24 protein-coding genes and 1 riboswitch are annotated in these 26645 nt (G+C 38.6%); of the genes, 20 read left to right on the forward strand and 4 right to left on the reverse strand.

Annotated features, from left to right (window positions below):
- The first annotated feature begins 342 nt into the window (after nt 1–342).
- From ACI3K6_RS16435 to ACI3K6_RS16470, 8 genes are all read left to right on the forward strand, one after another.
- On the forward strand, nt 343–534 hold the full coding sequence (locus ACI3K6_RS16435; RefSeq protein WP_335477127.1) for a hypothetical protein: 192 nt from the start codon (nt 343–345) through the stop codon (nt 532–534).
- Between the two features lie 37 nt (nt 535–571).
- Nucleotides 572–946 (forward strand): VOC family protein, encoded by a 375-nt coding sequence (locus tag ACI3K6_RS16440; protein ID WP_335477128.1) that lies wholly within the window; start codon nt 572–574, stop codon nt 944–946.
- 145 nt (nt 947–1091) lie between these two features.
- Nucleotides 1092–2489 (forward strand): aldehyde dehydrogenase, encoded by a 1398-nt coding sequence (locus ACI3K6_RS16445; RefSeq protein WP_435555671.1) that lies wholly within the window; start codon nt 1092–1094, stop codon nt 2487–2489.
- An 81-nt stretch (nt 2490–2570) separates the two neighbouring features.
- A complete protein-coding gene (locus ACI3K6_RS16450) occupies nt 2571–3437 on the forward strand; it encodes an EamA family transporter (RefSeq protein ID WP_435555672.1) in 867 nt (288 codons plus the stop codon).
- A 17-nt stretch (nt 3438–3454) separates the two neighbouring features.
- Complete coding sequence (locus tag ACI3K6_RS16455; RefSeq protein ID WP_435555673.1) at nt 3455–4588, forward strand: glycerate kinase family protein; 1134 nt, start codon at nt 3455–3457, stop codon at nt 4586–4588.
- A 215-nt stretch (nt 4589–4803) separates the two neighbouring features.
- Nucleotides 4804–5364, forward strand: a complete 561-nt coding sequence (locus tag ACI3K6_RS16460; RefSeq protein ID WP_435555674.1) for a GNAT family N-acetyltransferase — start codon at nt 4804–4806, stop codon at nt 5362–5364.
- A gap of 13 nt (nt 5365–5377) precedes the next feature.
- Nucleotides 5378–5911, forward strand: coding sequence for a signal peptidase I (gene lepB, locus ACI3K6_RS16465; protein WP_435555709.1), 534 nt, complete (start codon nt 5378–5380; stop codon nt 5909–5911).
- Nucleotides 5912–5992: 81 nt separating this feature from the next.
- Nucleotides 5993–6337: a PilZ domain-containing protein gene (locus tag ACI3K6_RS16470; RefSeq protein WP_335477133.1), complete on the forward strand. Its 345-nt coding sequence runs from the start codon at nt 5993–5995 to the stop codon at nt 6335–6337.
- Nucleotides 6338–6358: 21 nt separating this feature from the next.
- On the opposite strand, the gene ACI3K6_RS16475 is transcribed toward ACI3K6_RS16470, so the two are convergent.
- A complete protein-coding gene (locus ACI3K6_RS16475) occupies nt 6359–7141 on the reverse strand; it encodes a GNAT family N-acetyltransferase (protein WP_435555675.1) in 783 nt (260 codons plus the stop codon).
- A gap of 126 nt (nt 7142–7267) precedes the next feature.
- Here ACI3K6_RS16475 and ACI3K6_RS16480 point away from each other — a divergent pair, with 126 nt between their 5' ends.
- Both ACI3K6_RS16480 and ACI3K6_RS16485 read left to right on the forward strand, forming a co-directional pair.
- Nucleotides 7268–8491, forward strand: a complete 1224-nt coding sequence (locus tag ACI3K6_RS16480; protein WP_435555676.1) for a MerR family transcriptional regulator — start codon at nt 7268–7270, stop codon at nt 8489–8491.
- 107 nt (nt 8492–8598) lie between these two features.
- Nucleotides 8599–9858: an MFS transporter gene (locus tag ACI3K6_RS16485; RefSeq protein ID WP_435555677.1), complete on the forward strand. Its 1260-nt coding sequence runs from the start codon at nt 8599–8601 to the stop codon at nt 9856–9858.
- Between the two features lie 81 nt (nt 9859–9939).
- Here the strand turns inward: ACI3K6_RS16485 and ACI3K6_RS16490 are convergent, their stop codons facing one another.
- Together ACI3K6_RS16490 and ACI3K6_RS16495 are read right to left on the reverse strand one after the other, a co-directional pair.
- Nucleotides 9940–11031 (reverse strand): HD-GYP domain-containing protein, encoded by a 1092-nt coding sequence (locus tag ACI3K6_RS16490; RefSeq protein ID WP_435555678.1) that lies wholly within the window; start codon nt 11029–11031, stop codon nt 9940–9942.
- Nucleotides 11032–11360: 329 nt separating this feature from the next.
- Nucleotides 11361–12830, reverse strand: coding sequence for a M20 family peptidase (locus ACI3K6_RS16495; protein ID WP_435555679.1), 1470 nt, complete (start codon nt 12828–12830; stop codon nt 11361–11363).
- A 550-nt stretch (nt 12831–13380) separates the two neighbouring features.
- Between ACI3K6_RS16495 and ACI3K6_RS16500 the strand changes: the two genes are divergently transcribed.
- The 7 genes from ACI3K6_RS16500 (at nt 13381) to deoD (ending at nt 22630) form a co-directional block, all read left to right on the forward strand.
- The gene (locus ACI3K6_RS16500; protein WP_435555680.1) at nt 13381–14826 is read left to right on the forward strand and encodes an HD-GYP domain-containing protein; all 1446 of its coding nucleotides are present in this window, start codon (nt 13381–13383) and stop codon (nt 14824–14826) included.
- A gap of 39 nt (nt 14827–14865) precedes the next feature.
- Nucleotides 14866–15480 carry an anthranilate synthase component II gene (locus ACI3K6_RS16505; RefSeq protein WP_435555681.1) on the forward strand — a complete coding sequence of 205 codons (615 nt, stop codon included), beginning with the start codon at nt 14866–14868 and terminating at the stop codon, nt 15478–15480.
- Nucleotides 15452–17197 (forward strand): aminodeoxychorismate synthase component I, encoded by a 1746-nt coding sequence (pabB, locus tag ACI3K6_RS16510; protein WP_435555682.1) that lies wholly within the window; start codon nt 15452–15454, stop codon nt 17195–17197. The genes ACI3K6_RS16505 and pabB overlap by 29 nt, the downstream gene beginning before the upstream one ends.
- A 203-nt stretch (nt 17198–17400) precedes the next feature.
- A complete protein-coding gene (locus tag ACI3K6_RS16515) occupies nt 17401–17886 on the forward strand; it encodes a GyrI-like domain-containing protein (RefSeq protein WP_335477142.1) in 486 nt (161 codons plus the stop codon).
- Between the two features lie 190 nt (nt 17887–18076).
- Nucleotides 18077–18159: riboswitch (cyclic di-GMP riboswitch) on the forward strand.
- A gap of 110 nt (nt 18160–18269) precedes the next feature.
- On the forward strand, nt 18270–20552 hold the full coding sequence (locus tag ACI3K6_RS16520; RefSeq protein WP_435555683.1) for an EAL domain-containing protein: 2283 nt from the start codon (nt 18270–18272) through the stop codon (nt 20550–20552).
- Nucleotides 20553–20592: 40 nt separating this feature from the next.
- Nucleotides 20593–21690 carry a GGDEF domain-containing protein gene (locus tag ACI3K6_RS16525; RefSeq protein WP_435555684.1) on the forward strand — a complete coding sequence of 366 codons (1098 nt, stop codon included), beginning with the start codon at nt 20593–20595 and terminating at the stop codon, nt 21688–21690.
- A 235-nt stretch (nt 21691–21925) separates the two neighbouring features.
- Entirely contained in the window at nt 21926–22630 is a 705-nt protein-coding gene (gene deoD, locus ACI3K6_RS16530; RefSeq protein ID WP_335477145.1) for a purine-nucleoside phosphorylase, read from the forward strand.
- A 39-nt stretch (nt 22631–22669) separates the two neighbouring features.
- On the opposite strand, the gene ACI3K6_RS16535 is transcribed toward deoD, so the two are convergent.
- Nucleotides 22670–23881, reverse strand: a complete 1212-nt coding sequence (locus ACI3K6_RS16535) for an ROK family protein (protein ID WP_435555685.1) — start codon at nt 23879–23881, stop codon at nt 22670–22672.
- A 384-nt stretch (nt 23882–24265) separates the two neighbouring features.
- On the opposite strand from ACI3K6_RS16535, the gene ACI3K6_RS16540 reads away from it, so the two are divergent.
- The 3 genes from ACI3K6_RS16540 (at nt 24266) to ACI3K6_RS16550 (ending at nt 26532) form a co-directional block, all read left to right on the forward strand.
- Nucleotides 24266–25048: an amino acid ABC transporter substrate-binding protein gene (locus tag ACI3K6_RS16540; RefSeq protein WP_435555686.1), complete on the forward strand. Its 783-nt coding sequence runs from the start codon at nt 24266–24268 to the stop codon at nt 25046–25048.
- Between the two features lie 62 nt (nt 25049–25110).
- Nucleotides 25111–25770 (forward strand): amino acid ABC transporter permease, encoded by a 660-nt coding sequence (locus ACI3K6_RS16545; RefSeq protein ID WP_435555687.1) that lies wholly within the window; start codon nt 25111–25113, stop codon nt 25768–25770.
- A 15-nt stretch (nt 25771–25785) separates the two neighbouring features.
- Nucleotides 25786–26532 carry an amino acid ABC transporter ATP-binding protein gene (locus tag ACI3K6_RS16550; protein ID WP_435555688.1) on the forward strand — a complete coding sequence of 249 codons (747 nt, stop codon included), beginning with the start codon at nt 25786–25788 and terminating at the stop codon, nt 26530–26532.
- Nucleotides 26533–26645 lie beyond the last annotated feature (113 nt).

The following is a 26645-nucleotide window of genomic DNA, read 5'->3' on the forward strand; positions in this document are numbered from 1 at the left end:
AATGGTGAAATTTTTTTGGAATACAGCAAGGAGGAAAGCCATATAAAGGGAGGGGATAGAGTAACAAAGCAAAATATTACGATTTTAATGTCCATAGGTTCCTTAAAGGACTTGAGAGGACTAATCCTGATTTTTTAAATGTTCATTTTGGAACATCAGTTGCAGAAGTTTTGTTAGTAGATCAGGATGGGGCGGATACTGGTTATTACCAAATTATCGTAAATACCTATATTCATAGCTTTTTAGTGGCTGGAGGTATCCTTTTTGGTATAGGGCTTTTACTGTTTGCCTTGACTTTTTATAGGATGTTAGCAATCAGAGGAATGAATAAGAGGTGCAGCCATGAAACTTATAATGGGCTTAGTTGTGCTAATCCTAATTATTTCATTGATTTTAACCCTGGTAGTTACGAAAAAGCCGGATGAAAATTACAGTGGATCGTCCAAGCAGAATACTACTAACTTAACTTTGATCTATGTCGTATTTATTTTTTTGGCTTTACTGGCACTAGGGGTTTATATTTGGTTGGTTTAGCCAATAAATAGGGAATATAAAAAAGGGAGTGAAGGATTTGATTAATCAAGTTGGACAGATTATGTTGTATGTGAACAATCAAGATGAAGCAGTGAAGTTTTGGACCGAAGCAGTTGGCTTCAAGGTGATTTCTGAGGTAGATAATGGTCAGATGAGATGGATTGAAATTGCCCCAACAGAGAACGCAGAAACTACGCTCATTCTGCACAATAAGGAATTCGTTGCCAAAATGGCACCTGAATTAAACCTTGGCACTCCATCTTTAATGTTCTTTACACAAAATCTTGATCAGTTCCATAGTGATTTGTCTAGTAAAAATATTAAAGTCGGCGATATTGTAACCATGCCTACAGGCAGAGTATTTAATTTTGCTGATTATGAAGAGAATTACTTTGCGGTGACGGAAAAATAGAATAAATGGTTTTCAGTTATAAGGAGGCACTTAATGTGTCTTTTTTTTATATTAAAAGGTGACCAAAACATAGCTAGACGAAGTTTTAACGTCTATAATAAATGATAAAGATTCGCCAAAAATAGTAATGAAGGTGGTGAATGTCATGATTTTCCCTGAATTAACCCCAGAAAATGTAAGTGATATTCTTCAAGAGCATTATCAATACTTCCATTCCCAAGAAACAAAAAATATCGATTTTCGTTTGCAGCAGCTAGAGAGATTAAAAAAGGGGATTATGCAGTACGAGTCCCAAATTAACGAAGCGCTAAGGAAAGATCTTGGAAAGCATCCTTTCGAGTCGTACGCTTCCGAGGTCGGATTTGTGTTAAATAGCATTACCCATACCATGAAGAGATTAAAAAAATGGGCAAAACCTAAAAAGGTGAAGACACCGGTTGCTTTATTTCCATCAAAAAGCATGATCAGGTACGAGCCTTATGGGACAGTTCTTATTATTGGACCCTTCAATTACCCCTTTCAGCTGTTGATTGAACCCCTTATTGGTGCGATTGCAGCCGGAAACTGTGTTGTTTTAAAGCCTTCAGAAGTTGTTCCTAATGTTTCAGCTGTCATAACGGAAATGGTTGATACCATTTTTGATAGAGCCTATATACGTTCTGTCCAAGGCGGAGTCGAAACGACCACATCATTAATCCATGCATCCTTTGATTATATTTTCTTTACCGGAAGTGTTCCTGTTGGAAGAATCGTCATGGAAGCAGCTGCGAAAAAATTGGTGCCTGTCACCCTTGAATTGGGCGGGAAGAGTCCTGTTATTGTTGATCAAAGTGCTGATATTAAAGTGGCGGCTAATCGAATCGTTTGGGGAAAAACGTTAAACTCAGGGCAAACCTGTGTTGCTCCGGATTATCTATTGGTACACGAAAGTGTTAAAGATGCATTGATTGATGAAATGAAGCGAACGCTTACTAAGTTTTACGGAACCAATATTGAAAAGAGTCCCGATTTTGGGAGAATTGTTAGTGATAAACATTTTGCCCGATTAAAAAACATTCTTGAAAAAGAAAGGGATCACATCATTTTTGGAGGAGCTACCAATTCCGAAACCCGCTTTTTTGAACCAACTTTGATTGAAGCCACTTGGAATTCACCATCAATGGAGGATGAAATATTTGGGCCGCTGCTGCCCATTTTACCGTACAAGGAATTAGATGATGCCATAATCTCTATTAACCAACTTCCGAAACCATTGGCCTTATATCTTTTTACATCGGATAGACAAGTTGAAGAAAAGGTGTTGACGGAAGTATCTTCTGGCGGGGTAAGCATTAATGAAACAGTCACACACCTGGCAAACCCTGAATTGCCTTTTGGCGGTGTAGGCAACTCTGGGATTGGAGCCTACCACGGGCATTATAGCTTTACGACCTTTTCACATGCCAAAAGCATTCTCAAGAAAAGCACGAAAATTGATTTACCATTGTTATTCCCGCCATACAATGATAAGAATTTAAAATTAGTTCGACGGTTTTTGAAATAAGGAATTGCTCTTCGTTTTTGGCCAAATAACCTGGCCTTTTTTTGTTAAACTCTATAGCGGAACAAGAAAAAGGAGAAAACAATGAGTATTTTTTTAGCATTATTAGCAGCCATATTTGCGGCGCTTACAGCAATTCTAGCTAAAATTGGAATAGAGAATTTGAACTCTAACTTAGCCACCGCAATCCGGACCATTGTTGTTTTACTGATGTCTTTCCTGGTCGTGATGGTTACCGGCCATTTTGGAGATATCGTGCTGATCTCCAGAAAAGAATTTGGGTTTATAGTCATGTCTGGCTTGGCCACGGGGTTCTCCTGGCTATTTTTCTTTAAGTCATTGGCAATAGGGGATGTCTCTATAGTTGTTCCTATTGATAAATCCAGCGTTGTCCTAACCATTGCTTTCTCCGTTCTTGTTTTAAGAGAGCCGGCCAACCCCCTTGTAATGGCAGGAGGGGCAATCATTGCCGTAGGAACATTTATTTTGATTGGAAAAAATGAAGAAAAGAGACGATTTACCGGTTCACAAATCTATATTTTGTACGCGATTATATCTGCTTTATTTGCGGCTCTAACGTCTATATTAGCAAAGCTGGGGATGATTGAGGTAGATTCCAATGTGGCGACCTTTCTACGGACCATTGTGATTTTGGTGTTCTCCTGGGCGATTGTCTTTTTCCAAGGAACTCATAAGGAAATGAAAGAAATTTCGAAAAAAGGTTATTTGTTTCTAATCCTCTCGGGAGTTGGAACAGGGCTATCCTGGTTATGTTATTTTGCCGCTATTGCGATCGGAAAAGTCTCTATTGTGGCTCCGATTGATAAATTTAGTGTTGTTCTTACCATGCTGTTAAGTTTTATTTTTTTAAAAGAAAAGCCGCAAAAGCATACGATTATTGGCGGAATTGTCATCACTGCTGGAACAATTCTATTAGTCTTAAAATGGTAAGTAAAGGATAGATGGTTATGAAGTTTGTGCTGGCACCTGATTCATTTAAAGAAAGTATGACAGCGAAAAAGGCTGCTCTTGCTATGGAAAAAGGTATAAAAAAGGTCTTTCCTGATGCGGAATGTGTGTTGGTTCCGATGGCTGATGGTGGAGAAGGGACGTTGGAATCTCTAGTAAACCTGTTTAATGGGGAACTTATTCAAACAGAAGTAATCGGTCCACTAGGAAAACAGATATTTGCGGAATATGGTCTTTTGTCAGAGGGGCAAACGGCTGTCATTGAAATGGCCAGAGCAAGTGGTTTGGAATTACTGACATCGGAGGAGCGAAATCCGCTTATCACGACTAGTTATGGTACCGGGGAACTAATCAAACATGCCCTGGATCAAGGAGTCCGTCGATTTTTAATAGGAATCGGCGGTAGTGCGACCAATGATGGAGGAGTCGGAATGCTCCAGGCTTTAGGTGTTTCCTTTAAGGATGAAAATGGTGGTGAATTAGAGTTTGGCGGCGGGGCCCTACACCGCTTACATACGATTGATATAAGCGGATTGGATGAGAGGTTAAAAATCGCTCAAATCGATGTGGCCTGCGATGTCACAAATCCCCTGATCGGTGGAACCGGGGCCTCAGTCATTTTTGGACCGCAAAAAGGCGCAACTCCTGAGATGGTCAAGGTGTTGGATCAAAATCTCACCCACTATGCCAACATGATAAAGCAACAATTAAATCATGATATTGCGTGGATGCCAGGAGCAGGGGCCGCTGGCGGACTTGGAGCTGGTCTTATGGCATTCTTACATGCAAAATTGAAAAAAGGAATTGACCTGGTCATTGAGTATAGCAGGCTAGAGGAGCGAATCATAGGCGCAGACTATGTTTTTACTGGAGAAGGCAGCATGGATAGTCAAACCCTGTTCGGCAAGACACCATCAGGGGTAGCCACCATTGCGAAAAAACATTCTGTTCCTGTCATTGCCTTTGCCGGCAAGGTGGGGGACGGTTCCGAGGCTCTATATGAACATGGGATCACCGGGATTTTTGGAATTTTAAAAGGAGTAACTTCTTTAGATGAAGCTTTAATGTTTGGGGAAGCTAATTTGGCATTTGCTGTAGAAAATGTTTGCCGGATGCTTAAAATAATGAGGTAGTGGTAGATTTCAGGCGTGTAGAGAGGTTCTACGCGCCTGTTTTGGTTAAAAATGGAGAAGTAGTCTTGTAGAAGAGTCCATCAAGGGGAGGTAGCCATAAAAAGTGCCGAGAGAAGTCTGATAGCCACCTGCCCCTATAAAAAAGTAGAGCAAATCACAAAATTGGTTTATACTGGAAACAGTGACGTACATATCAATGAGGTGAACCAATTAAAATGAACATGGAAGCTATTTTTCAAGAGATGCCGACCTTATCCTCTGAATCTCTCACTCTCAAAAAGATCACTGAACAGGACCTCGATGCAGTATTTGCTATTTACGACAATGAACGGATATTTGATTTTTGCGGCATCATTCCTAAGCACAATAAAGAAACCGTCAGAAAAATGATTGGCCATTTTGAGCGGGATTTCTTAAAAAGAACTAGGGTCAAATGGGGAATCTTTCAGCAAAATGAGTTGGTTGGGATCATTGAGGCGCTTGATTTCAATCAAAAAGTCAATATGGTCACGGTAGGCTATCTAATTAATGAATCCTATTGGGGCAAAGGGATTGCCACTGAAGCCGTAAGAGTATTAATAGAATTTTTATTCGAAAAAGCAGATATTAACCGAATTCAGGCTGAAGTCATGCCGCAAAATGAGAATTCAAAAAGAGTCCTTTTAAAAAATGGTTTTAGTAAAGAAGGACTACTAAGACAAGCAACATTGTGGTCAGGCAAAGGAATTGTTGATATAGAGCTTTACGGACTTCTTAAAGCAGACATTTATTCATGAAAGGAGGCGATTACTGGTGAAATCACATACAAAACGTGAGTTGAAAAGCTGGGGGAAATCGATGATCATTGCGATTGGAATCGCTGCTGTAGTGAGGACATTTTTTTTCTCCCCCTATGAAGTGGAAGGGGCATCAATGGAACCAACACTACATAACCAAGAAAGGGTTTTTGTGAATAAATGGGGTGACCTCAAAAGAGGGGAAATCATTATTATAAAAGGGGAAGATGAAAACTACGTAAAAAGACTAATCGGTCTACCTGGAGATACCATTGAAATGGAAAACGATCAATTAGTTATAAATGGGGTATTGTTTGACGAACCATATCTATCGGAAAATCGGAAATTAGCAAAGAGAGTGAGCAATCTATTAACAGGTGACTTTGGACCAATCAAAGTTCCAAAGAACCAATATTTCGTGATGGGGGACAACAGACTATACAGCATGGATAGCAGGAACGGTTTAGGCTTTATCCAAAAAGCAGAAATTATTGGGCAATCAGAATTTGTCTTTTTCCCTTTTTCACAAATAAGAAGAACAGATTAAAATGCAAACCTATTTTTTTAGAGAGAAATAGATTATAATTCCATATATGTAATTTCTACAAAAAACTCACCAGGTGATTCGATGAAAACTAAGATAAGTCGAAGAGTATATGACCGAGTAAAATTCAACATTCCCATGAAAGCCTCGATCGAACTTGTCAGTACTTCGTTTGATCAAAAAATGATATCAGAAAACGAGGAAGTCGTCTATGTTATTGATTTGAGTGCGGGTGGAATGAGATGTGCCAGCCAAGTGGAATTCCCGGTGAATTACTTAAATATGTATAAAATCTTGCTAACCTTAAATGGCAGAGAGTTAGTTTTTTACGGAAAGGTTATTAGAAAACGGAGTTTAGACAATCAATTCTTTGAATACGGTGTCCAATTCAATTTTAATCATATTAATCAAAATCAAGGGATAACGTAAAAAACGGTATCCCTTAAATTTTTACTGATGCATCGTCCACATCCCAATATCTTTAAAGCCAAGTCTTTTGTAAATGCGCCCTGCTTCGGGATTATCATAAAAAAGGCACAGGATTTTTCCTTCACTCAAGACTTCCTTAAATAACTTTTGCATGATAGCCGTTGCCAAGCCCTTACGGCGATATTCCTTCCGGGTACAAACTCCGACAATCATCGCTGACATGGAATTTTCTGCGGTGGTAGAAACGCATGCAGTCATCATGCCTTTGTCTCCAGTATAATAGGTTCTGCCAGAGTTAGACTCCATCACCTGAACTAACATTTTGCGTGCATCTTTATTTATATGGAATTCTTCTATTAAACTGCGAAGCTCAATGATTTGATCAACGTCCGCAATGGTAGCCTTTTTTACCTCGACATCAGTAGTACTAAGATTTTCGTCGGAACGGCATTCAGCAAAGAAAGTAATCCTTTTTGCACCCAATTTCAAACCTTCGTAGCCTTCAAATTTTTCCACGATATCGGACTTGCCTGAAAGTGAAATAGGTTGGATGTACTGTTTCATAATGGCAGCAAACCCGTCGATATCGAATTCCCCCTTAGCATAAGGAATAAAGGATTGATGAAATCTGAGCATCACCGCTTTTATATTGTTTTCAGCATCAAACTCTGCCCAAAGCTCCTGAAATTCTGAAGAATAACCGAAGGCTTCAATATCACCGATGATAAAAAGATTAATAGAAGGCTCCTCACTTAAAAAAGCCATTATCTGTTGATGATCCTGCTCAGTAAGTTTTCTAATCATGTCAACTCCCCCTTTGTGTTACTAGAGTATACACATAATTCTAAAATTTCAAGATAAAAATGGTAGGACTTTTCAAGATTTACCGAGAATTGTATGGTAAGAATAAAAAATCACTGGTGATGAATGATGAGAATCGGGAAATTTGGTAAGGAAAATAACTTGAGTATCGATACAATCCGGCATTACATGGATTTGGGGTTAATTGTTCCAGAAAAGAAGGGCGGCCAATACGAATTTGACGAGAACTGTCAAAAGGACCTGGAGCTTATTTTGGAATTTAAGGGGATGGGATTTAGTCTAAATGAAATCAAAACAATATTTCATTATAAAAGCTTTGGAAACCTGACAGATTATGAAACGGAGCTTTACTACCAATCGTTGTTTTTAAATAAAGTAGAAAAAGTGGAACAGGAAATTAAGGATCAACAAAATATTAGCCAAAAGTTAAAGGGAAAAATAGATCAGCTTGCCGCTAAATCTTTAAGGGAACGCGATTCAACGGGCATCGATCTAAGTGTTTTAAATCTACTTTGCTGTCATAAATGCCATGAGCCTCTCACACTTCTGGACGGGACCATTAGTCGAAATCAGATCATGGATGGCAAGCTTTCCTGTGAGTGTGGAGAGGTCTACCTCATAGAATCCGGGATATTAATAGTAGGAAATCCGGTAAGGCCCGAAAGTGAAAGTGCACTAGCAAACAGTGTCCATGAATATATTCAGGAAACGGACACGACATTTCTGGAAAATCTCAATATTAGCTTGCATGTATCGAAACGGAAGCTTCATCAAATCGATTTGCACAAGAAGGTCTTGCTTGAGCTGGGAACAGGGGTTGGTTTTTTCCTTCGAAATATTCTTCAGGAATTACCGGAGGATTGTCTCTACATTGCTGTGGATCATAATCTGGAGCGGCATCAGTTTTTAAAAAGCCTGCTGGAGAGAAGTGATTTCAAGCGAAAAATCCTTTTTATTTGTGCAGACTTTCTGGAAATTCCTATCCCCAACCAAACCGTCGATATTTTGATTGATTCCTCGGGAACGAGCAATTACAGCTTTAAACATGAAGCGTTTCTGCTTCGGGAGGTAGATCACCTCATCAAGCGGGAGGGGTATCTATTAGGATCGTATTTGACTTTTAAAAATTTCAGTCCAAAAAGTAAAATTGCTTCCGAATACCGGGATCATTTCATGGTGAACAAAATCAGAAAAAAAATTGCTGAATTGGGATATGAAACACTGGATGAAAGGCTTTCTGAACCGATTGACCGTGGCGGACGATTCGAAGACTTTTTTGTCCAGGGAGAAGAAATCTATTCTTATTTATTTTTCGGAAAAAGGTGGGGTTAACCCTATCTTTTTTTGTTTTTCAGCTGAAAAAGTATGAAATCCACCTATTGCGGCTGGGTTTACCCGACATCTTACACTTTTATTAAAGAAAAGGTGAGGTGGATGTTATGAATTCCATAAATCGAACAGAATGGAAAAATCTTTACATTTATTCGTCAGCGAAGACGATTTCCTTATTTGGCACATCGATTTACCAATTTGCATTGGGTTTATATGTTTTAAAATTAACAGGATCTGCTTTAAGCTTTGCAGTCACCTTGATTTTGGGAATTATTCCGATGGTGTTAATCAATCCATTTGCGGGTGTGATTGCCGATAAATGGAACAAAAAACGGCTGGTTGTTTCAATGGATTTGTTAAATGGGCTCCTATTAGTAGCGGTGTTTTGGTTTAGTAGTATAGTTGGTTTAAATCTGATCACCATTTATGTAACAACCTTTTTGTTGACGGTGTTCACAACATTTTTTGGGGTGGGAATGGAGGCAGCAAAGCCGAATATGGTATCTGAACAAAAGCTGATGAGTATTAATTCGATCAGTAAAATCATTGATTCCGTCTCTTCCATCATGGGGCCAATGATTGGAGGAATTGTGTTTGCCCTTTTTGATATAAGAACCTTTATTATCTTTAATGGAATCTCCTTCATTCTTTCAGGATTATCGTTGATGTTGATTAATTTTAAACTTTTTCAAGTGGGTGAGCAGGCTACGGAAAAGGTCCAATTTATCAAAGATATCAAAGAAGGGTTTCAATATTTGAAGGAAAAAAAGAATCTAATCAACCTTTTTATTTTGCTCATTTCGCTTAATTTCTTTATGGGCTTTGCGGTTATGGTACCTTTGCCCTATATTTTGAATACGGTGCTGGGACTGAGTCCAAAAGAATTTGGCATCATCGAGGGCGCTTTGCCCGTGGGGATCATCCTTGGGGCGTTAATGGTAAAAAAATTAACCAACAAGATTTCTTATGGGATTTTTCTAAAGTATTTGAGTATTACATTGGCAGTATGTATGATCCTAATAGGATTTCCGGTATTACTGGAAAGTTATTTATTACATCCGGTCTTTTATGTCATCTATTACTGCATCGTGATGCTACTGATAGGTGCCGTTATTGCCTTGATCGATGTACCGTTGGCTTATTTTATGCAAAAGGAAATTCCTGATGAATTTAGGGGGCGAGTGCTTAGTATCGGCATTAGCATCGCGAAAACGATGTTACCTTTAGCGATGATCACCGCAGGCCTTCTCCTAAACCACGTTTCAGCCTTCATTATTCCAATTGCAGGTGGGATTATGTTTCTGCTGTTTACGATGCGGTCAACACCTAAAGTTCGTGTTGAGATTGTAATAAACTCCAGAGCCTAGAAAAAGTTGTTGAACGGCTTTTTTATTGGATCTACCGTTTTCATAAATAAAAGGTTCCTTGAAAAAGGAACCTTTTGTTTATTAGAGAATAGCATCGCACCCTGTAATTGTAATATTCAATTGATCCGATAAAGCGATCTCATATGGTTGATCCAATATGTTTCCGTAAGGATCTTTAATCACACGAACAGTTGGACGGTCAGGAACGTTAAATTTATATTCCGATACAACAGCCGTTTCTCCAGTACTCAAGGTGACAGTTACACCAACAGGATAGGTAGCCACAGCTTTTTGGAATGCTTTAAGATAAAAGGGATCAAATTGGGAGTGTGTTCCTGCATAAAGGATTTCCATCGCTTCATGTGGGAGCATCGCTTTTCGGTAACTTCGATTTGAAGTTAATGCATCGAATACATCTGCTACGGCTAAATGTCTAGCGAAACGGGAGATTTCTTCCCCTTTCAATCCTTTTGGATATCCTGTTCCGTCTAATTTCTCGTGATGCTGATAGGCACAAATAGCAGATGAAGTAAAAATAGATGGCTCATTGCGGAGAATTTCCCAACCAAAGTCAGTATGTTTTTTAATCAAATCAAATTCTTCTGCTGTCAATCTCCCTTTTTTATTAAGAATTTCTCGAGGAACATGTAATTTTCCAATGTCGTGCAACATGGCTCCCATGCCGATGGCCTTCATTTCTCCTCTCGTCAATTTTAATTCCATTGCCATCGCAAATGTGTAAATGGTAACATTCGTACAATGAGCAAAGGTATAATCATCGTGAATATACACATCAGTCAATAATTTAGACACTTTTTTCGTTCTTTGCACTTCATTTAGCAAGCTGTCAAGAACATTCAGCAATCTATCAACGTTGAAATGTTTGATTTTCTTTCCACCACGACTATTTCCTTTAACTAGTTCATCAAATGTTTCTTTAATTCTAATATTCGCTTCTGCCCGAAGTTCAATGGGTACACCATCTTCAATTTCTAAATCATCGGTTAAGCCATCATGAATATATAAAACGGATACATTTCTTTGTTGTAAACGATGGATGATCCTATTTGTCAGGGTAACTCCTGCTGCGATAAGAACATTTCCACGTTCTGTATAAATGGGCTTTCCGACTACCATTCCAGGATGGCAGTTCCCTATAGATACTAAACGCAATTTAACACCTACTTTTTCTTTACAGAATAAATCGTTGTTTATAGTTGAAAATATTTAAATTTATAGACTAGAACTTTTTCTATCTAAATATTGCTTCTTTCCTGTCAATAAGGAAGGGTATCTTTATAAACATTGATAGTATATCACGAAAGTATTAAACTTTTTATAGAAAAGTTGATTGCTGTATGCAAAAATTTGTTAAAAAAATGTAGATAGCTTCTTCAGTGGGGAGTCTTCGTACAGTCAACCACATTAAAAAGCAGAGCTAATTCAAGTTTGAATTACTCTGCTCGAGTAACAGCCTATTTGTATATATTCAGCTACATAAATTAATCAACCGTTTCCATCCTACTGGCTTCCTTCAGTATTTCGACATAAAATTTAATGGCGTTTAAATAGTTTTCTATACTGATATGTTCATTGGTTCCATGCATTCGATTTAGGTCTTCGGAGGTAATCTGAACTGGCAGGAAGCGATACGTATTTTTGGCAATCTGGTCATAATGTTTGGCGTCAGAACCGGCAAACATGAGGTATGGGGCTACGACCGCATTTGTATAAATATTTCGGGCAGCCTGCTGGATCGATTTAAATGGCCAGCCGTCAATGGAGGACACTTTTGAGGCTTCACTGCCGGTGACTGTCACCTTAATATCATCATCGTCGATCGCGTCGACAATAAATTTTTTAACATCCTGCAAAGAATCCCCAGGCATTAAGCGCAGATTAATAATAGCCGTTGCCCTTTCCGGTAAGGCATTATATTGCTCGCCTGATTGAAAAATAGTCGGAGCAATTGTAGTGCGAATTAATGCTGCTGACGCAGGTTTTTGCAATAAGATTTTTTCAATGACCGGCTTGAAAATCATTTTATTGGCAAACACATATTTCATACCGAAGCTCATTTCAGGAGCCACATATTCAAATAGATCTTTTCCCGGTCCTCGGAGCTCACCTTTAAATTGGGTATCTTCCAGTTTGACGATGGCACTTGCTATACGGCCAATATTGGTGTGATCTTTTGGCTGGGAGGAATGGCCGCCACTGCCTTCAATGGTCAATTGGGCAGTTGCCGAGCCTTTTTCAGAAATGCCGACAACACCGACCGGCTGCTTCACGCCCGGAACCATATTTTCCACGATTGCTCCGCCTTCATCTAAGACGTAATCAAACATGATCCCCCGCTTTTTTAAGGTAGAAACGATTTTGTTCGCCCCTTCATCTCCCCCGATTTCTTCGTCAAAACCAAACATGAAATAAAGATCCCGGTCGGGTGTAAAGTCATTTGCCAATAAGTAATCCACAGCTTGGAGAATACCGATTACCCCGATTTTATCATCTAACGTTCCTCGACCCCAGATCTTTCCGTCAACCACTGCTCCGCTAAATGGATCCTGATCCCACTTCGATTCCGTATCTTTTAACACGGGAACCACATCATAATGGCTTGTCAGGCCGACTGGATTTTTACTAGAATCCGACCCTTTCCATTTGAAAACTAAGCCGTAGCCATTTATCTTTTCAAAATCAAGCTTCTGAAAAACAGTCGGATAACTTGTTTGCAAAAATGCGGTAAACTTATCAAATTCCTTGAAATCAAACTGACTGCGATCCTGGTAGGAAACGGTCTTAAAGGTAATAGCTTTCGCTAAATGCTCTACCGCTTCTTCTTGATTAAGAGTGGTATTAGCAGGATGAGGCGATGGTTGTTTTGATTTAATGGTAATAGTGTTATACCCAGTTACAATGATGAATAGAAGGATAAGGCCAAGCAAAATCCATACTATCTTCTTCTTCAAATAAATTCCCCCCACATAATCATATACTTCTATTCTATAATATTTTTTTAAAATTTTGACTATTGTTTTAATACTATGAGCAGGCTCACTAGAGTATGTGAAAAGGGCCATTCCTTGGAGGAACTGGCCCTTTCATTTTTACCGATGTTGTGGTGGCAGTTGTGGTGACAGGCACCGCTCGTGGACAAATTAGGAGTATTTGTCCACAGTGGGTGGACAAGTTGTGTCTAGAAATTGGCAGTTGTTGATAGGTTGGTCATTTGTGTTGAATACCTGGTAATTTTTGTTGATAACAGGTGAATTTATGTTGATATATCGAATATTCTTGTCGATACCGAATCGAATACCGATTTTATTCCATCCAATCAGCCCCTTAAAACGCGCAAAAATGGCTAAGATATACGATCTAAATGATCAGGTATTAAATGGGTGAATAATTAGCTCCCTTCTATAAATGTTGGAAAAAACTATTTCAAGATAAAGTTTTCTATTCACTACTAACACGCTATGCTACTATAGACTAATGGACTAGGTTTTATGGAGGGTTTTTATGAAAAGACACAGCTATCTTGGGCCATTAGCAGCAGTGATCATTCCCTATCTTGTATTTGAAGTTTTGTATTCTGGTGTTCTAAAAGACACGATGTATATGTTTCCCAATGGGCATTTTTATATTGTCAGCGTGGTATCGATTTTAGCGAGTATGATTTCAATTGCCATCGGGGTTGTCGGAGTCAGAATTCGGAATATTAAGGTCAGCTTTCTATCTCTATCCTTTTTATCCTTAGCTATCCTATTTTCGATTCATGGATTATCAACGCCGCATTTTTTACTTGGAAGTACCCGCTTGCCAGGTATATCGGCGCAATTAAGCATGTTATTGGCTGCTAGTTGGATGTCCTTATCGGCTCTGCCTTCTGACAATCGTGTTATTGAATTTTTCTCAAAACATCAGCGGTACCTTCATTCGGTTTGGACTGTTATGTTGTGTATATTTGGAACAGTAGGAATTATGTATCCAAACTTGGCAAATTTGATCCCATTAAATGTAAAACCACTTAATATCCTCATTACAGCAGTGGTTTTTCTATTAAATGGTTTTACGATTTATCGCTATTATTATTCATATCGTTATTCGCGCTTTCCATTGCAAATAGCCATAGTGTACAGTTCCGGCTGGATTACTGTCTCTCAAATTATCATGGTAAGAGGGGTTTTATGGGCCTCTAGTTGGTGGATTTATCACTTCTTATTACTAGCATCGATGATTGTGATGATAATAGGTTTGTATAAGCAATATTCGGTAAAGGGGACGCTTGTCAATTCCGTTCGCTCCCTTTTTACAAATGATCCGTTTGAACGGGTTACCCATAGTATTATTCCAAGTGTTAAAGCTCTTGTTACAGCTACAGAAAAGAAAGATACCTACACAGCAGGGCATACATTGCGTGTAACCATGTATGCTCTTAAACTGGCAGAAGAACTTCACTTAAAGCCGGAACAGCTTCGAATTATTGTTCAGGGAGGGCTCGTCCATGATGTTGGAAAAATAAGAGTCCCGGATACGATTTTAAATAAACCAGGCAAATTAACTGCAGAGGAACGGGTTAGAATTGAAAGACATCCGATTGATGGGTATGATATGTGTAGAGATCTTGGATTCATGAAGGATGAATTGGAAATCATCCGATCCCATCATGAAAAATGGGATGGGACTGGATATCCCGACCAATTAAAAGGTCAAAAGATTCCATACTTTGCAAGAATTGTTGCAGTGGCAGATGTTTATGATGCTTTAACTTCTGAGCGAGCATACCGGAAACCATGGCCGCACCAAAAAGCCATGGAATACATTAAAGAAAATAGTGGCACTCATTTTGATCCACAGTGTGTGATGGCATGGGAGAGGTTATGCGAACGAAATCCATTAGTATATGAGTATCCATCCCAATTTATCAAAGACCCAGAAACGATTCATAAGCTTACTGCATTATAATAACTCCAATACTACGAGAAATGGAGACAGAAATATCTTATGATACTCGTAATTGATAATTATGATTCATTTACATTTAATTTAGTGCAATATATTCGAAAAATTGGTGAACAGGTGATTGTCAAACGGAATGACGCCATTACACTGGAGGAAATCCGTCAGTTGAAACCAGACCAGATCCTCATTTCACCAGGACCAGGCAACCCGGATTCTTCAGGAATTTGCTTAGAGGTAGTCAGAACCTTTTATCAAGAGATTCCAATATTGGGTGTATGCCTGGGTCAGCAAATTATTGCTCAGGCCTTTGGAGGGTTGGTGAAAAAATCAAGCAAGCCTATGCATGGAAAAACCTCAAGCATCATCCATGACAAAAAAGGGTTATTCAACGGCCTGCCATCTCCCATGCGGGTCACCCGTTATCATTCATTAGTCGTGGACGAGGACGTATTGCCATCGTGCTTGGAAATTTCCGCCCGAAGTGAGGATGACAAGATCATGGCAATTCGCCATCACCAATACCCAATCGAAGCCGTTCAATTTCACCCAGAGGCTATTCTCACAGAATATGGCTTAGAGATGCTAAAGAATTTCTTTAAACATACAAAGCAATATAAGGAAGAAACTGATGAAAACAGAACCTATTCTCTCATTTGAATTCTCGCATTCTGATGGAAAAATAATACCCTATACGTTTCAAAATCCTCATCGTGTGATTACAGCCTACACGATTGAAGAGGTTGAGCCTTGTCTTCGGTTGGTGGAGGACGCTGTTGAACAGGGATTCTATGCTGCTGGGTTTCTTTCTTATGAAAGTGCCCCTGCCTTTGATCCTGCGTACATGGTCCACAAAGGGAACAAATTGCCATTACTTTGGTTTGGCATTTTTCAAGAACCCGACCATCTGTCGTTAAACAGTTCAGGTACGTACTCTTTGTCAGAATGGAAGCCTTCTATCGAAATAGAAGAGTATAACGCTGCTATTGATTCGATAAAACAATCGATTGAGGATGGCGTCACTTATCAAATTAACTATACAATCCGGTTAACCTCGCAATTTCAGGGAGATGAAATGGCCTTTTTTGAAAAGCTAAAAAGGGGGCAAACCTCAAACTATTGTGCCTATCTGCATACAGGGGACCACAGCATTTTATCCGCTTCACCTGAATTATTTTTTCATTTGAAAGGGGACAAAATCGTCACCAGGCCAATGAAAGGAACGGTAAAACGGGGAAAGACCTTAAATGAGGATATCACCAATGCCAATTGGCTCTATCACTCCGAAAAAAACCGTGCTGAAAATGTGATGATTGTCGATTTATTGCGCAATGATCTAGGGATGATCGCCGAACCGGGAACGGTTGAAGTGGAAAGCCTTTTTGATATTGAACAATACCCAACGGTGCATCAAATGACTTCGACCATTTCAGCGCAGGTTTCCGAGCAGGTCACCATTTTTGATGTCTTTAAGGCACTGTTTCCGTGTGGCTCCATTACCGGTGCTCCCAAGGTTAGTACGATGAACATTATTGCTGAGTTAGAAACAGCACCACGTGAAGTGTATTGCGGTGCAATAGGTTTTATTACTCCTCAGAAGGAAGCTGTTTTTAATGTTCCAATCAGAACGGTCATCATTGATCAGCACTCCGGCGAAGCCACCTATGGGGTGGGCGGAGGTGTTACTTGGGATTCTACTGCCGAAGGAGAGTACCAAGAAATCTTGGCAAAAGCGAAATTGTTGAGTGAGAATCGTCCGCCATTTCAATTGCTGGAAAGCATTTTACTAGAGAATGGAACGTATTTTTTACTGGCAGAACATCTGAAACGATTGGAAGATTCTGCACAGTATTTCGGTTTCATTTATAAAAAAGAGAACGTGGAAGAATCTTTGCAGCAGTTTGCCATGCAAAATCAACTAGGCTGCTATAAGGTTCGCTTGCTTTTATCACGTGACGGTTCACTAATAATGGAAGGCCAGTCTATTATGCCAATGGATGAACCGTTGCAGGTCATGGTGGCTAAACACCCTATCGATAAAAATTCTCCTTTTTTATATCATAAAACAACGAACCGAATGATTTATTCTGACTTTCAGCAGAATAAGCCGAAAGATGTTTTTGATGTGTTACTGTGGAATGAGAGCGGGGAGCTGACTGAATTCACTAATGGGAATATTGTCATAGAAATGGATGGTCAGTATTGGACGCCTCCAGTGGAAAGTGGCCTTCTTGCAGGAACCTATCGGAATAGGCTAATTAAATCTGGGAAAATCCATGAAAAAATTCTCACCAAAGCCGATTTGAAAAAATGCACGCGGGTGTGTTTTATTAATAGTGTACGGAAATGGATCGATGTACAGGTACAAGAGCATTAGGAAGGGGGCAACTACCAAGATTAGGTGTTGCCCTTTTCATGTGCCTTTTTTTGTTTTATACTATAAATATAAGTGACTGGTAAAATATGACTCGCAAAAAGTATTTTTATCCCTTGCTCCCATAGATTTTTCAAAAAAGTAGATTTTGGTAATCCAACTTGTTCAGAAATGAGCAAAGTTTTTTGAAAAAGGGGGAAATAATAATGGCCAATATTGAGCTGCTTGAACAAATGATTCAGCCTGTATTAACGATTAGGGTAAAAACGACAATGGATCTGCTGCCAAAATTGATTGGTGAAAGCTTCATGCAAATAACCTCATATTTGAATGAGCTTGGAGAAGGTCCGATTGGTGCTCCTTATGCAGCCTACTATAACATGGATATCCAGAATGTTGAGGTAGAGGTAGGTTTCCCGGTAGCTGGTTTGTTCCCAGACCGTGACAAAATAAGGGCAGGTCTGATTCCTCCTGGTAAGGTAGCTTCCTACATGTATAAGGGGCCCTATTCCGAAATGGAGTCCGCCTATCAGGAAATCATCAATTGGATTGCCGACCATGGATATGAAAGAAGCGATGTCTACTATGAATATTATTATAATTCTCCCGGCGAAGTAGAAGAAAGCGAACTGCTGACTAGAATTGTGATTCCTTTGAAGAGGAATAAAGTGAAACAGCAACAAAATGATTAGAAGTAAAGGCTTGTCACCTGCTCGTAAAGAAGCGGGTGACAAGTTTTTTTAATATAAACTTCAAAGGTTATATGGTTGTATTTACCATTAGTACATGTGGCGGAAATTAGGTATTATGAACTAATAAATACCATACTTGTATACTAAAAAACACTATATTATTCTATATATCAATGTTAAAATAAAATATATTTGATCAGGGCAAACTCATTGAAAGATGAGGACGCAAAACTGCAGACCTACGGGATAACCTATGGTGGCTGAGTTACCGAAGGGTTAACTTTTGCAAACCGAAGAGATATTTCCAAAGTGGAAATAGCTCTTTTTGTTTTTGAAAAAATGATTGTGAACGTACGTACATACTTATAACGTGAGGGATTACGATGATTACATCTGGACGAGCAGCATTAATCGCCTTATTACTGACCAATTTTTTATACTTTTGCTGGACGCTGATTTTTAAAGATATTGAATCGTTGAGGGCGATAGGTGTAGCAGTTTTTCCTATATTTGGAGGAATCCTAAGCGGTATTTGGCTCTTTAAAGCCTATCGGAAAATATCAGATAAAAGCAAATATTTTTGGATGCTACTTTGTATCGGATCCTTCCTGATTGTAGTGTCCAATTTTGTTTACCTCTTTGTCCAGGTAACTACCGGAAAAACCGACTTTCCTTTATTCACTTCGTTTATATGGCAAGCGGGCTATATCTTTTACTCCATTGCATTAATGTATAAAACGAAATTGTGGAGTGGCCCTTTTTTGAAAAATCCACATTTATTTAATATTTTTATTTTCATGATAAGTGCCACGGTGATTAGTATTCATTACTTAATTAAGCCTATATTGGGGGCTGTTAGTCAATCTTTCCTAGCGACTTTTCTCGCTGTGGCTTTACCGTTAACTGATTTAACGATTTTGTTTATTACCATATTACTATTTCAACTATCGCAGCATCATAATGAGAAATTTCCCATCTTCCCACTTACGATTGGATTTTTTATTCAAATTATTGCCGATACCATTTATGTATTTCAATTATCACACCATACATATATTCCAGGAAATGTGGTTGATGTTTTATATTTACTAGCAATAATGGTCATCGGTCTGGTTGGACTATATGCGGAGGATCAATCCTCCGAACTTAAATGGGAGCTTGAAAAACCTCCTGAAGCCAAAGAGTCTCTTTTTCCAATGGTCAGTGTTCTATTTCTAATTATTTTGGAGCTTCAAAGCTATCAATGGCATGTCAACCTATTAAGTTTTGGGTTATCCATTATCTTTCCCATCATTCTGACCAGGCAGATTTTTATTATTAAAAGAAGTGAAACCATCATGAGTGAATACCAAATTTTGGCCTATTTCGATCAATTAACCGGCTTAAATAATCGGGCAAGCTTTAATGAGGATCTGGACCAAATAATGGAGATGGCAAGTGAAAACAATCGTATTGTTGGATTTCTATTAATTGATTTGGACCGTTTTAAAAATATAAATGATTCCCTGGGGCATCTATTTGGAGATCAAGTCTTAAAAAAATCTGCCGAAAAGCTAAAAGGTACTATAGGAGAGCGTGATCATATTTATCGGTTGGGCGGGGATGAATTTATTATTATTCTTCCTGATGCGGACAGGAATAAATGTGAATATGAGGCTAAAACCATTATTCGGCAATTTTCCGAGCCTTTTGTTATAGGTGAACATGAGGTAGCTATAACTCCAAGTATTGGGATTAGTTTATATCCCGAAGATGGAAATACTGCAGAAGCGATTCATAAAAACGCTGATGTAGCCATGTATTTGGCAAAAGGAAGAGGGCGAAACAATTATAAATTTATTAATGAAGAATTGAATCAAAAGAATTCCCGCAAAATACAGCTTGAGAATGGACTAAGAAAAGCCATTGATAAAAAACAGCTTGAGGTGTATTATCAGCCAATTATTGAAATGAAATCGAGAAAAATAAAAGGTGTAGAAGCCCTATTACGTTGGAAGCACCCAGACTTGGGATGGATTTCACCGGCCGAGTTTATCCCGATTGCTGAGGAAACTGGGCAAATTGTCATGATTGGCGAGTGGGTACTGAAAAATGCCTGCCAACAGAATAAGGCTTGGCAAGATGCGGGATTATCGCCTGTGTATCTATCGGTAAATGTTTCTGTTCGACAATTTCAACATTATGAGTTTATCAAAACCGTACAAAATATCCTACGTGATACAGGTCTACAACCGGAATATCTAGAATTGGAAATTACCGAAAGCATCATGCAAAACGTAAAAGAATCGACAGAGATCCTAAATGAGTTAAAAACCATGGGAGTAAAAACGGCGATTGATGATTTTGGGACAGGCTATTCATCTTTATATATTTTACGCGAATTACCGATAAATACGCTAAAAATTGATAAATCGTTTATTGATGTAATGGCTGATTCCGAGCGAGAATCATTGGTGAAAACAATCATTGACTTAGGAGTAAACTTAAATTTAAAGGTCGTTGCCGAAGGAATTGAACACGAGCATCAGGCAAGAATATTAACAGCGCTTAATTGTAGCTACGGACAAGGCTATTTATTTTCAAAACCTCTGGATTCTTTTAGCTTTGGGATATTGCTTCATGATATGGCCGTGAAGGGTGCGCAATGGGATCATGCAGCAGGGTAAACAGTTTCGCGCTTTTATCAAGAAATAGAGAGGAACCATTATGAACGAAAAAGATACGTTAATGGAGATACCCAAGTTAAATAAATTGATCCGGAAAATAAGTTGGTGGTCAATCTTAGTTGGATCGATTCTAACATGTATAGGCTTATTGACGACTTCAGGGACTGAAAATTATATAAGGAACGTAAAGCAGTTGCTTTTTCTGCAGTCAATGATGATTACCTCCTTGTTGATTGTGATTGAAATTTTATACCGTTTATTTAAACGGTGGAATGAATATTTCGGTTTATTGGGATTATTATTATCATTATTGGTTTACATTTGGCTTTATCCATATGTGAATGGTATTCATTTTATTCTATTTATTGCAATCGTTATTTCGGCATTATACCTTGAATATGAAAAAGTTTATTTTACAAGTGCATTATGCTTAATTTCCATTGTAGGGATGTTCTTCTTTCATAAACCTTTCTCACGTGATTTAACGGCACCTGACCTATTATTATATATTGGTGTCTACATTTGTTTTACAATTATCTCATTAGGTATTATTAGTAGAGGGAAACAATTTTTTATTCACTTGGAAAAGTCAAATAAAGAACAAGAAGAATTGCTAGTGAAAAATATTTTGATGGACAGGGCCAGTAAGATAGATCCTCTAACCGATTTATATAATCATAAAACGTTTCATGAATATCTTGAAGGGTTAATTGAACAAAGTGAAAACAATCAATTGCCCCTCCAATTGGCCATTATTGATATTGATAATTTTAAAAAGGTCAATGATAATTATGGACACTGGGTGGGGGATATTGTTTTAAAACGCGTAAGCGACCAAATTAAGGCTCATATTACACTGAACGATTTTGCCTCAAGATATGGCGGTGAAGAATTTTCGGTTATTTTTACCGAAAAAAGTATTGCTGAGTCATTTGCATTGACGGAACAATTGCGGAAAAGTGTGAGCCAGATGATTCATGAGGAATTAGATCATAAGGCAGTTACAGTAAGTATTGGATTGTCCTCTTATGATAGGGGGCGTGGGAAAGAAAACTTTTTTAAGATGACGGATGACTGTTTATATGAAGCCAAACACAATGGAAAAAATCAGACGGTTATTGCAAAGAATACAGAATAAAAATTCTCACCTGCCAAGAGGAAAGGTAGGTTTTTTTTGTGCTCTTTTTTTAATAAATATAAAAAGTACAAAAAATACAAAGGAATGAATCCAGTGGAAATAAGAAAGGTTACCCACTTTTTATCACTTATGGTTTTATCTATTTACATTCCGAATGGAATAAATTACACTTTATACGACAAAGTATTAAAGTAGAGATTTACTAATTTTGTTTTTACATAAGGAGGAATTGTTGTTGAGTACTCATATTGGTGCTAAAGAAGGAGATATTGCTGAATCCATTCTGCTTCCAGGAGATCCTTTACGTGCAAAATATATTGCCGAAACATTTTTGGAAGGGGCGGAATGCTATAATAACGTCCGTGGGATGCTTGGTTTTACTGGAACCTATAAGGGCAAGCGAGTATCGGTTCAAGGAACAGGTATGGGGCATCCATCTATTTCGATTTATGTAAATGAGTTGATTCGCTTCTATGGTGTTAAGAATTTAGTTCGCGTTGGAACCTGTGGAGCTTTAAATAAAGATGTTAAAATTCGCGATGTGATTATTGCCATGACTTCGAGCACTGATTCACAAATTAACCGCTTGGAGTTTTCTGGAATTGATTTCGCACCATGTGCAAGCTGGGATCTTCTTAAGAAAACCTACGATGCGGGTGTTGAAAAAGGCTTAAACCTTCGGGTGGGTAATGTTTTCTCATCAGATGTATTCTATCGGGAAAGCATGGATCTTTATAAAAAATTGGGCGAACATGGAGTGCTTGCGGTTGAAATGGAAACAAACGCGCTGTACACGATTGCGGCCCGTTATGGAGTCAATGCTCTTGGCGTATTAACAGTAAGTGACCACCTGTTAACCGGCGAGGAAACGACGGCAGAAGAACGTCAAACCACTTTTAATGATATGATTGAGATTGCATTGGATGCAGTAATTAAATAAATTGAAAAAGGAATTTGCTGCTATAAGGCAAATTCCTTTTTAATATTCTTCTGTAAAATAATCAAGGATCATGCAGCCGGCTCCTTGTGCAACGATTTCATAAGCGGTAGTGGATTTAATGATCCTAGTTTGAATTTGGGTATTGTGACGTAATCGCTTTTGCGCCGTTTGTGAGACTACATCGAAAAAGAGCGGTTTTGGTATTAAGGCCCCACCACAAATCACAACATCAGGCCGCAGTAGCAAAATCAGGTTGCTAAGACCAACACCATAATAATAGGCCGCATCTTGGACAACCTCGAGACAAAGCGGATCCTTTTCCTCAATCGCTTCTAAGATATGATGGAAGTCAATCTCTCCAGAATCTGTTACCCTTTCTTGCAAGATAGAATATTTTCCTCTTTTGATTTTTCGGACGACTTCATCTCGGATTGCCGGTATACTAGAGTAGGCTTGCAGACAGCCAAAAGACCCACAGGTACAGCGGCGACCATGAATATCAACAGTCATATGCCCGAATGCATCATCAATATCATTTTTATAACTGACCATTCTGCCTTGAAAGATGGCTCCATAACGAATACCTAAATCATTAGAGACAAAAGTGAGATTATCAGTCTCTTTCCAATGATTTTTTCGATATTCGGCTAAGGCAGCAAGGTTAATTCCATTATCAAGCAACACCAAGATCTCGTTTTTTTTCTGCAAGTATTCAATAATATTAAGATTTTCCCATCCCCCAGCAGTAAATAAATGGGGATTCTTAAAGGTTCCCTGCTCACGGTCGATAGGATCAATAACTCCAATGCCGATTCCTAATAATTGCTCTTTTGCAATTTGGTGTTTTGCCAGTAATGAATCAATACATGAAGTGATATAATCCAGTGTATATTCGCCAGTACATTCTGAGCTCATCTTTAATTTTTCAATGCCTACGATTTCTAAATTAAGATTAAGCAATAATATGGTAGTATATAAACTAGTAAGTTCCACACCGATCACATAGTTCTTATGAGGATGTATCACATACATTAACGGCTTCCGACCGCCGCTCGATTCCCCAATCCCACTGTCATAAATTAATCCCTCTTGAACCAGTTCATCCAGCAAACGTGCGCAAGTTGAATGCTTATACCCGGTAAGCTCTGAAAGAGTATTAATTCTTACAGGTCCCAGTTTACGAATTAAACTATATAAAAGCTTTAAACTTTTGGTTTTTGGTGATGTTATGCCAATAAATTCCTTGAGCATCCGGTTCCTCCAGAAAATTATTCAATCTACAAGATATTTTACCCATGTTTTAAAAAAGAAGAAACCCGTTTTTCTTATATTTATAAAAAGCGAGGGAAAATTTGAAAAAATGGCTGTATTTTTATGGAAGTTTTTTTCAAAATGGATACAAGCATTATGTATTGAATTTAAGCAATTAGAGGAGTAAAGCAATGGAGTCTAAACCGTTACAGTCAAAATACGGTTGGAAAAATTCAGGTACTTCTTGGAAAAGCTTATTTTGCTAATTGAAATAGACATTTTTGTGTTGTATTTCGGAATATTATAGTGTTATAATGTGGTAGTATGATAATATGGTAACGTACTAAAGGATTTTGATATTCTATTAAAGGTGGTTAACAGATTATGAAGCGTTTAGCAGCTTTATTTTTATTAATAGGTGCATTGTTCACTGTACTAACAGCGTGTTCTGGTTCTTCAACGGATTCTAAAAGCGATGATAAAACATTGGTAATTGGAATTGACGATAAATTTGCGCCAATGGGCTTCCGCGATGAGAAGAATAATATTGTCGGCTTCGATATTGACTATGCGAAGGCAGCCGCCAAAAAAATGGGTATGAAAGTTGAATTTCAGCCAATCGATTGGAAAACAAAAGAGTCTGAGTTAAGCAGTGGCCGGATTGACTTAATTTGGAACGGTTATACTATTACGGATGATCGTAAGAAGAAGGTTCTATTTACAAAACCTTATTTAAAAAATGCTCAAGTCGTTGTGACACTCTCTAATTCAAAACTATCAAAGCTGTCTGATTTGGAAGGTAAGGTTGTCGGTCTACAATCTCTTTCTTCGGCATCAGATGCATTAGATGCCAACCCAATCAAGTCTAAAATTAAGACTGTTACCGAGTTTGGCGATAATGTTATGGCATTGAATGACTTAAAGAGCGGCCGCTTAGATGCCGTTGTTATTGATGAAGTGGTCATTGATTATTACATGACAAAAGAAAAGGGTGCTTTTAAAGTTCTTGATGAGTCACTTGCCCCTGAGGAATATGGTGTAGGTGTAAAAAAAGGCAATGATGCATTGCTGAAGAAGCTGCAAAATGCACTTGATAAAATGAACGAAGACGGCACTGCTGCTGATATTTCAACAAAATGGTTTGGAGAAGATAAAATATTAAAGTAAGAATTTAGTACAAAGCAGGATTTCCAAGGGAAACCCTGTTTTGTTTTTGGAGGAAGCCTACTATGTCGTTAGATTATTTCATTTCAATCCTTGGTCCGATGCTTGATGGCGCACAAATGACAGTGCTGTTATTTATCGTGTGTATTGCTGTGTCCATTCCACTTGGATTTTTATTGACATTGGCAGTAAGAAGCAACTTTAAACCACTGTCTTGGCTGGCGCAGGGATATGTTTATATGATGCGGGGGACGCCGCTGTTACTGCAGCTGTTATTTATTTGTTTTGGATTGCCGATGATTCCTGGAATTGGACAATATCTGGTGCTTGACCGTTTTGTGGCAGCATGCTTAGGGTTTATATTAAACTATGCAGCTTATTTTGCTGAGATTTTCCGCGGCGGGCTGCTGGCGATTGATAAAGGGCAATATGAAGCAGCGCAAGTGCTTGGTTTTAACAAATGGCAAATGACGACTCGGATTATTTTACCGCAAATGTTCAGGATTGCTCTACCGGCAGTTGCCAATGAATCGGTAACGTTGGTAAAAGACACTGCTTTGTTATATGCAGTCGCTGTACCGGAGTTATTGCACTTTGCTGAAACAGCCGTAAACAGGGACTTTACGATTGCCCCATTTGTCGTGGCTGGTTTGATTTACTTATTGATGACGCTGATCTTAACTGTATTTTTTAAATGGATTGAAAGACGATTCAAATTTGAATAGAAAGGAGTGGTGGAAGTGGCTATCATCGAAGTAACCAACCTCAAAAAGTCGTATGGAAATCTGGATGTTCTGAAGCAAATTACCTTTGATGTAAATAAGAATGACGTCGTTGCTGTGATTGGTCCATCTGGATCTGGAAAAAGCACCATGCTCCGTAGCCTCGTGCATCTTGAAAAAATTGAGGGCGGAAGCATTAATGTATCAGGTGATTATCTGGTAAAGGACGGCATTTATTCCTCACCACAAGAGATTAAACGGGTTACATCAAGAATGGGGATGGTGTTCCAGCACTTTAATCTATTCCCACATTTAACCGTAAAGGAAAATCTGGAGCTCGCACCGAAAATGGTAAAAAAGGAGCCGAAGAGTTCTGTGCAGCAGCGAAGTAAGGAAATTTTGGCGAAAATTGGGTTGTCTGATCGAGCTGAGGCCTATCCGGCGAATCTTTCCGGCGGGCAAAAACAAAGGGTGGCCATCGCTCGTGCCTTGATGATGAATCCTGAAATTTTGTTATTTGACGAACCAACTTCAGCTTTGGATCCTGAGTTGACAGGTGAAGTTCTTCAGGTTATGAAAGACCTTGCCGAAGAGCACATGACGATGATTGTTGTCACACACGAAATGGGTTTCGCCAAAGAGGTTGCCAACAAAGCCATTTTTATGGACAATGGCGAAATCATTGAAACAGGTCACCCGAGTGAGATATTTACCAACCCAAGCAACGAACGGACGAAGGCGTTTTTAAATCGGGGCTTAAAATAAAGACCAGTTCTGTAGAGCTGGTTTTTTTTGTCTGTTCGAAAGAAATGAAGAATGGGGATTCAACAAAAATAGGGAATGAATTCAACAAAAATAGGCGTAAATTCAACAACAAA

The sequence above is a fragment of the Neobacillus solisequens genome (assembly GCF_051233465.1).
Lineage (GTDB): Bacteria > Bacillota > Bacilli > Bacillales > Cytobacillaceae > Neobacillus.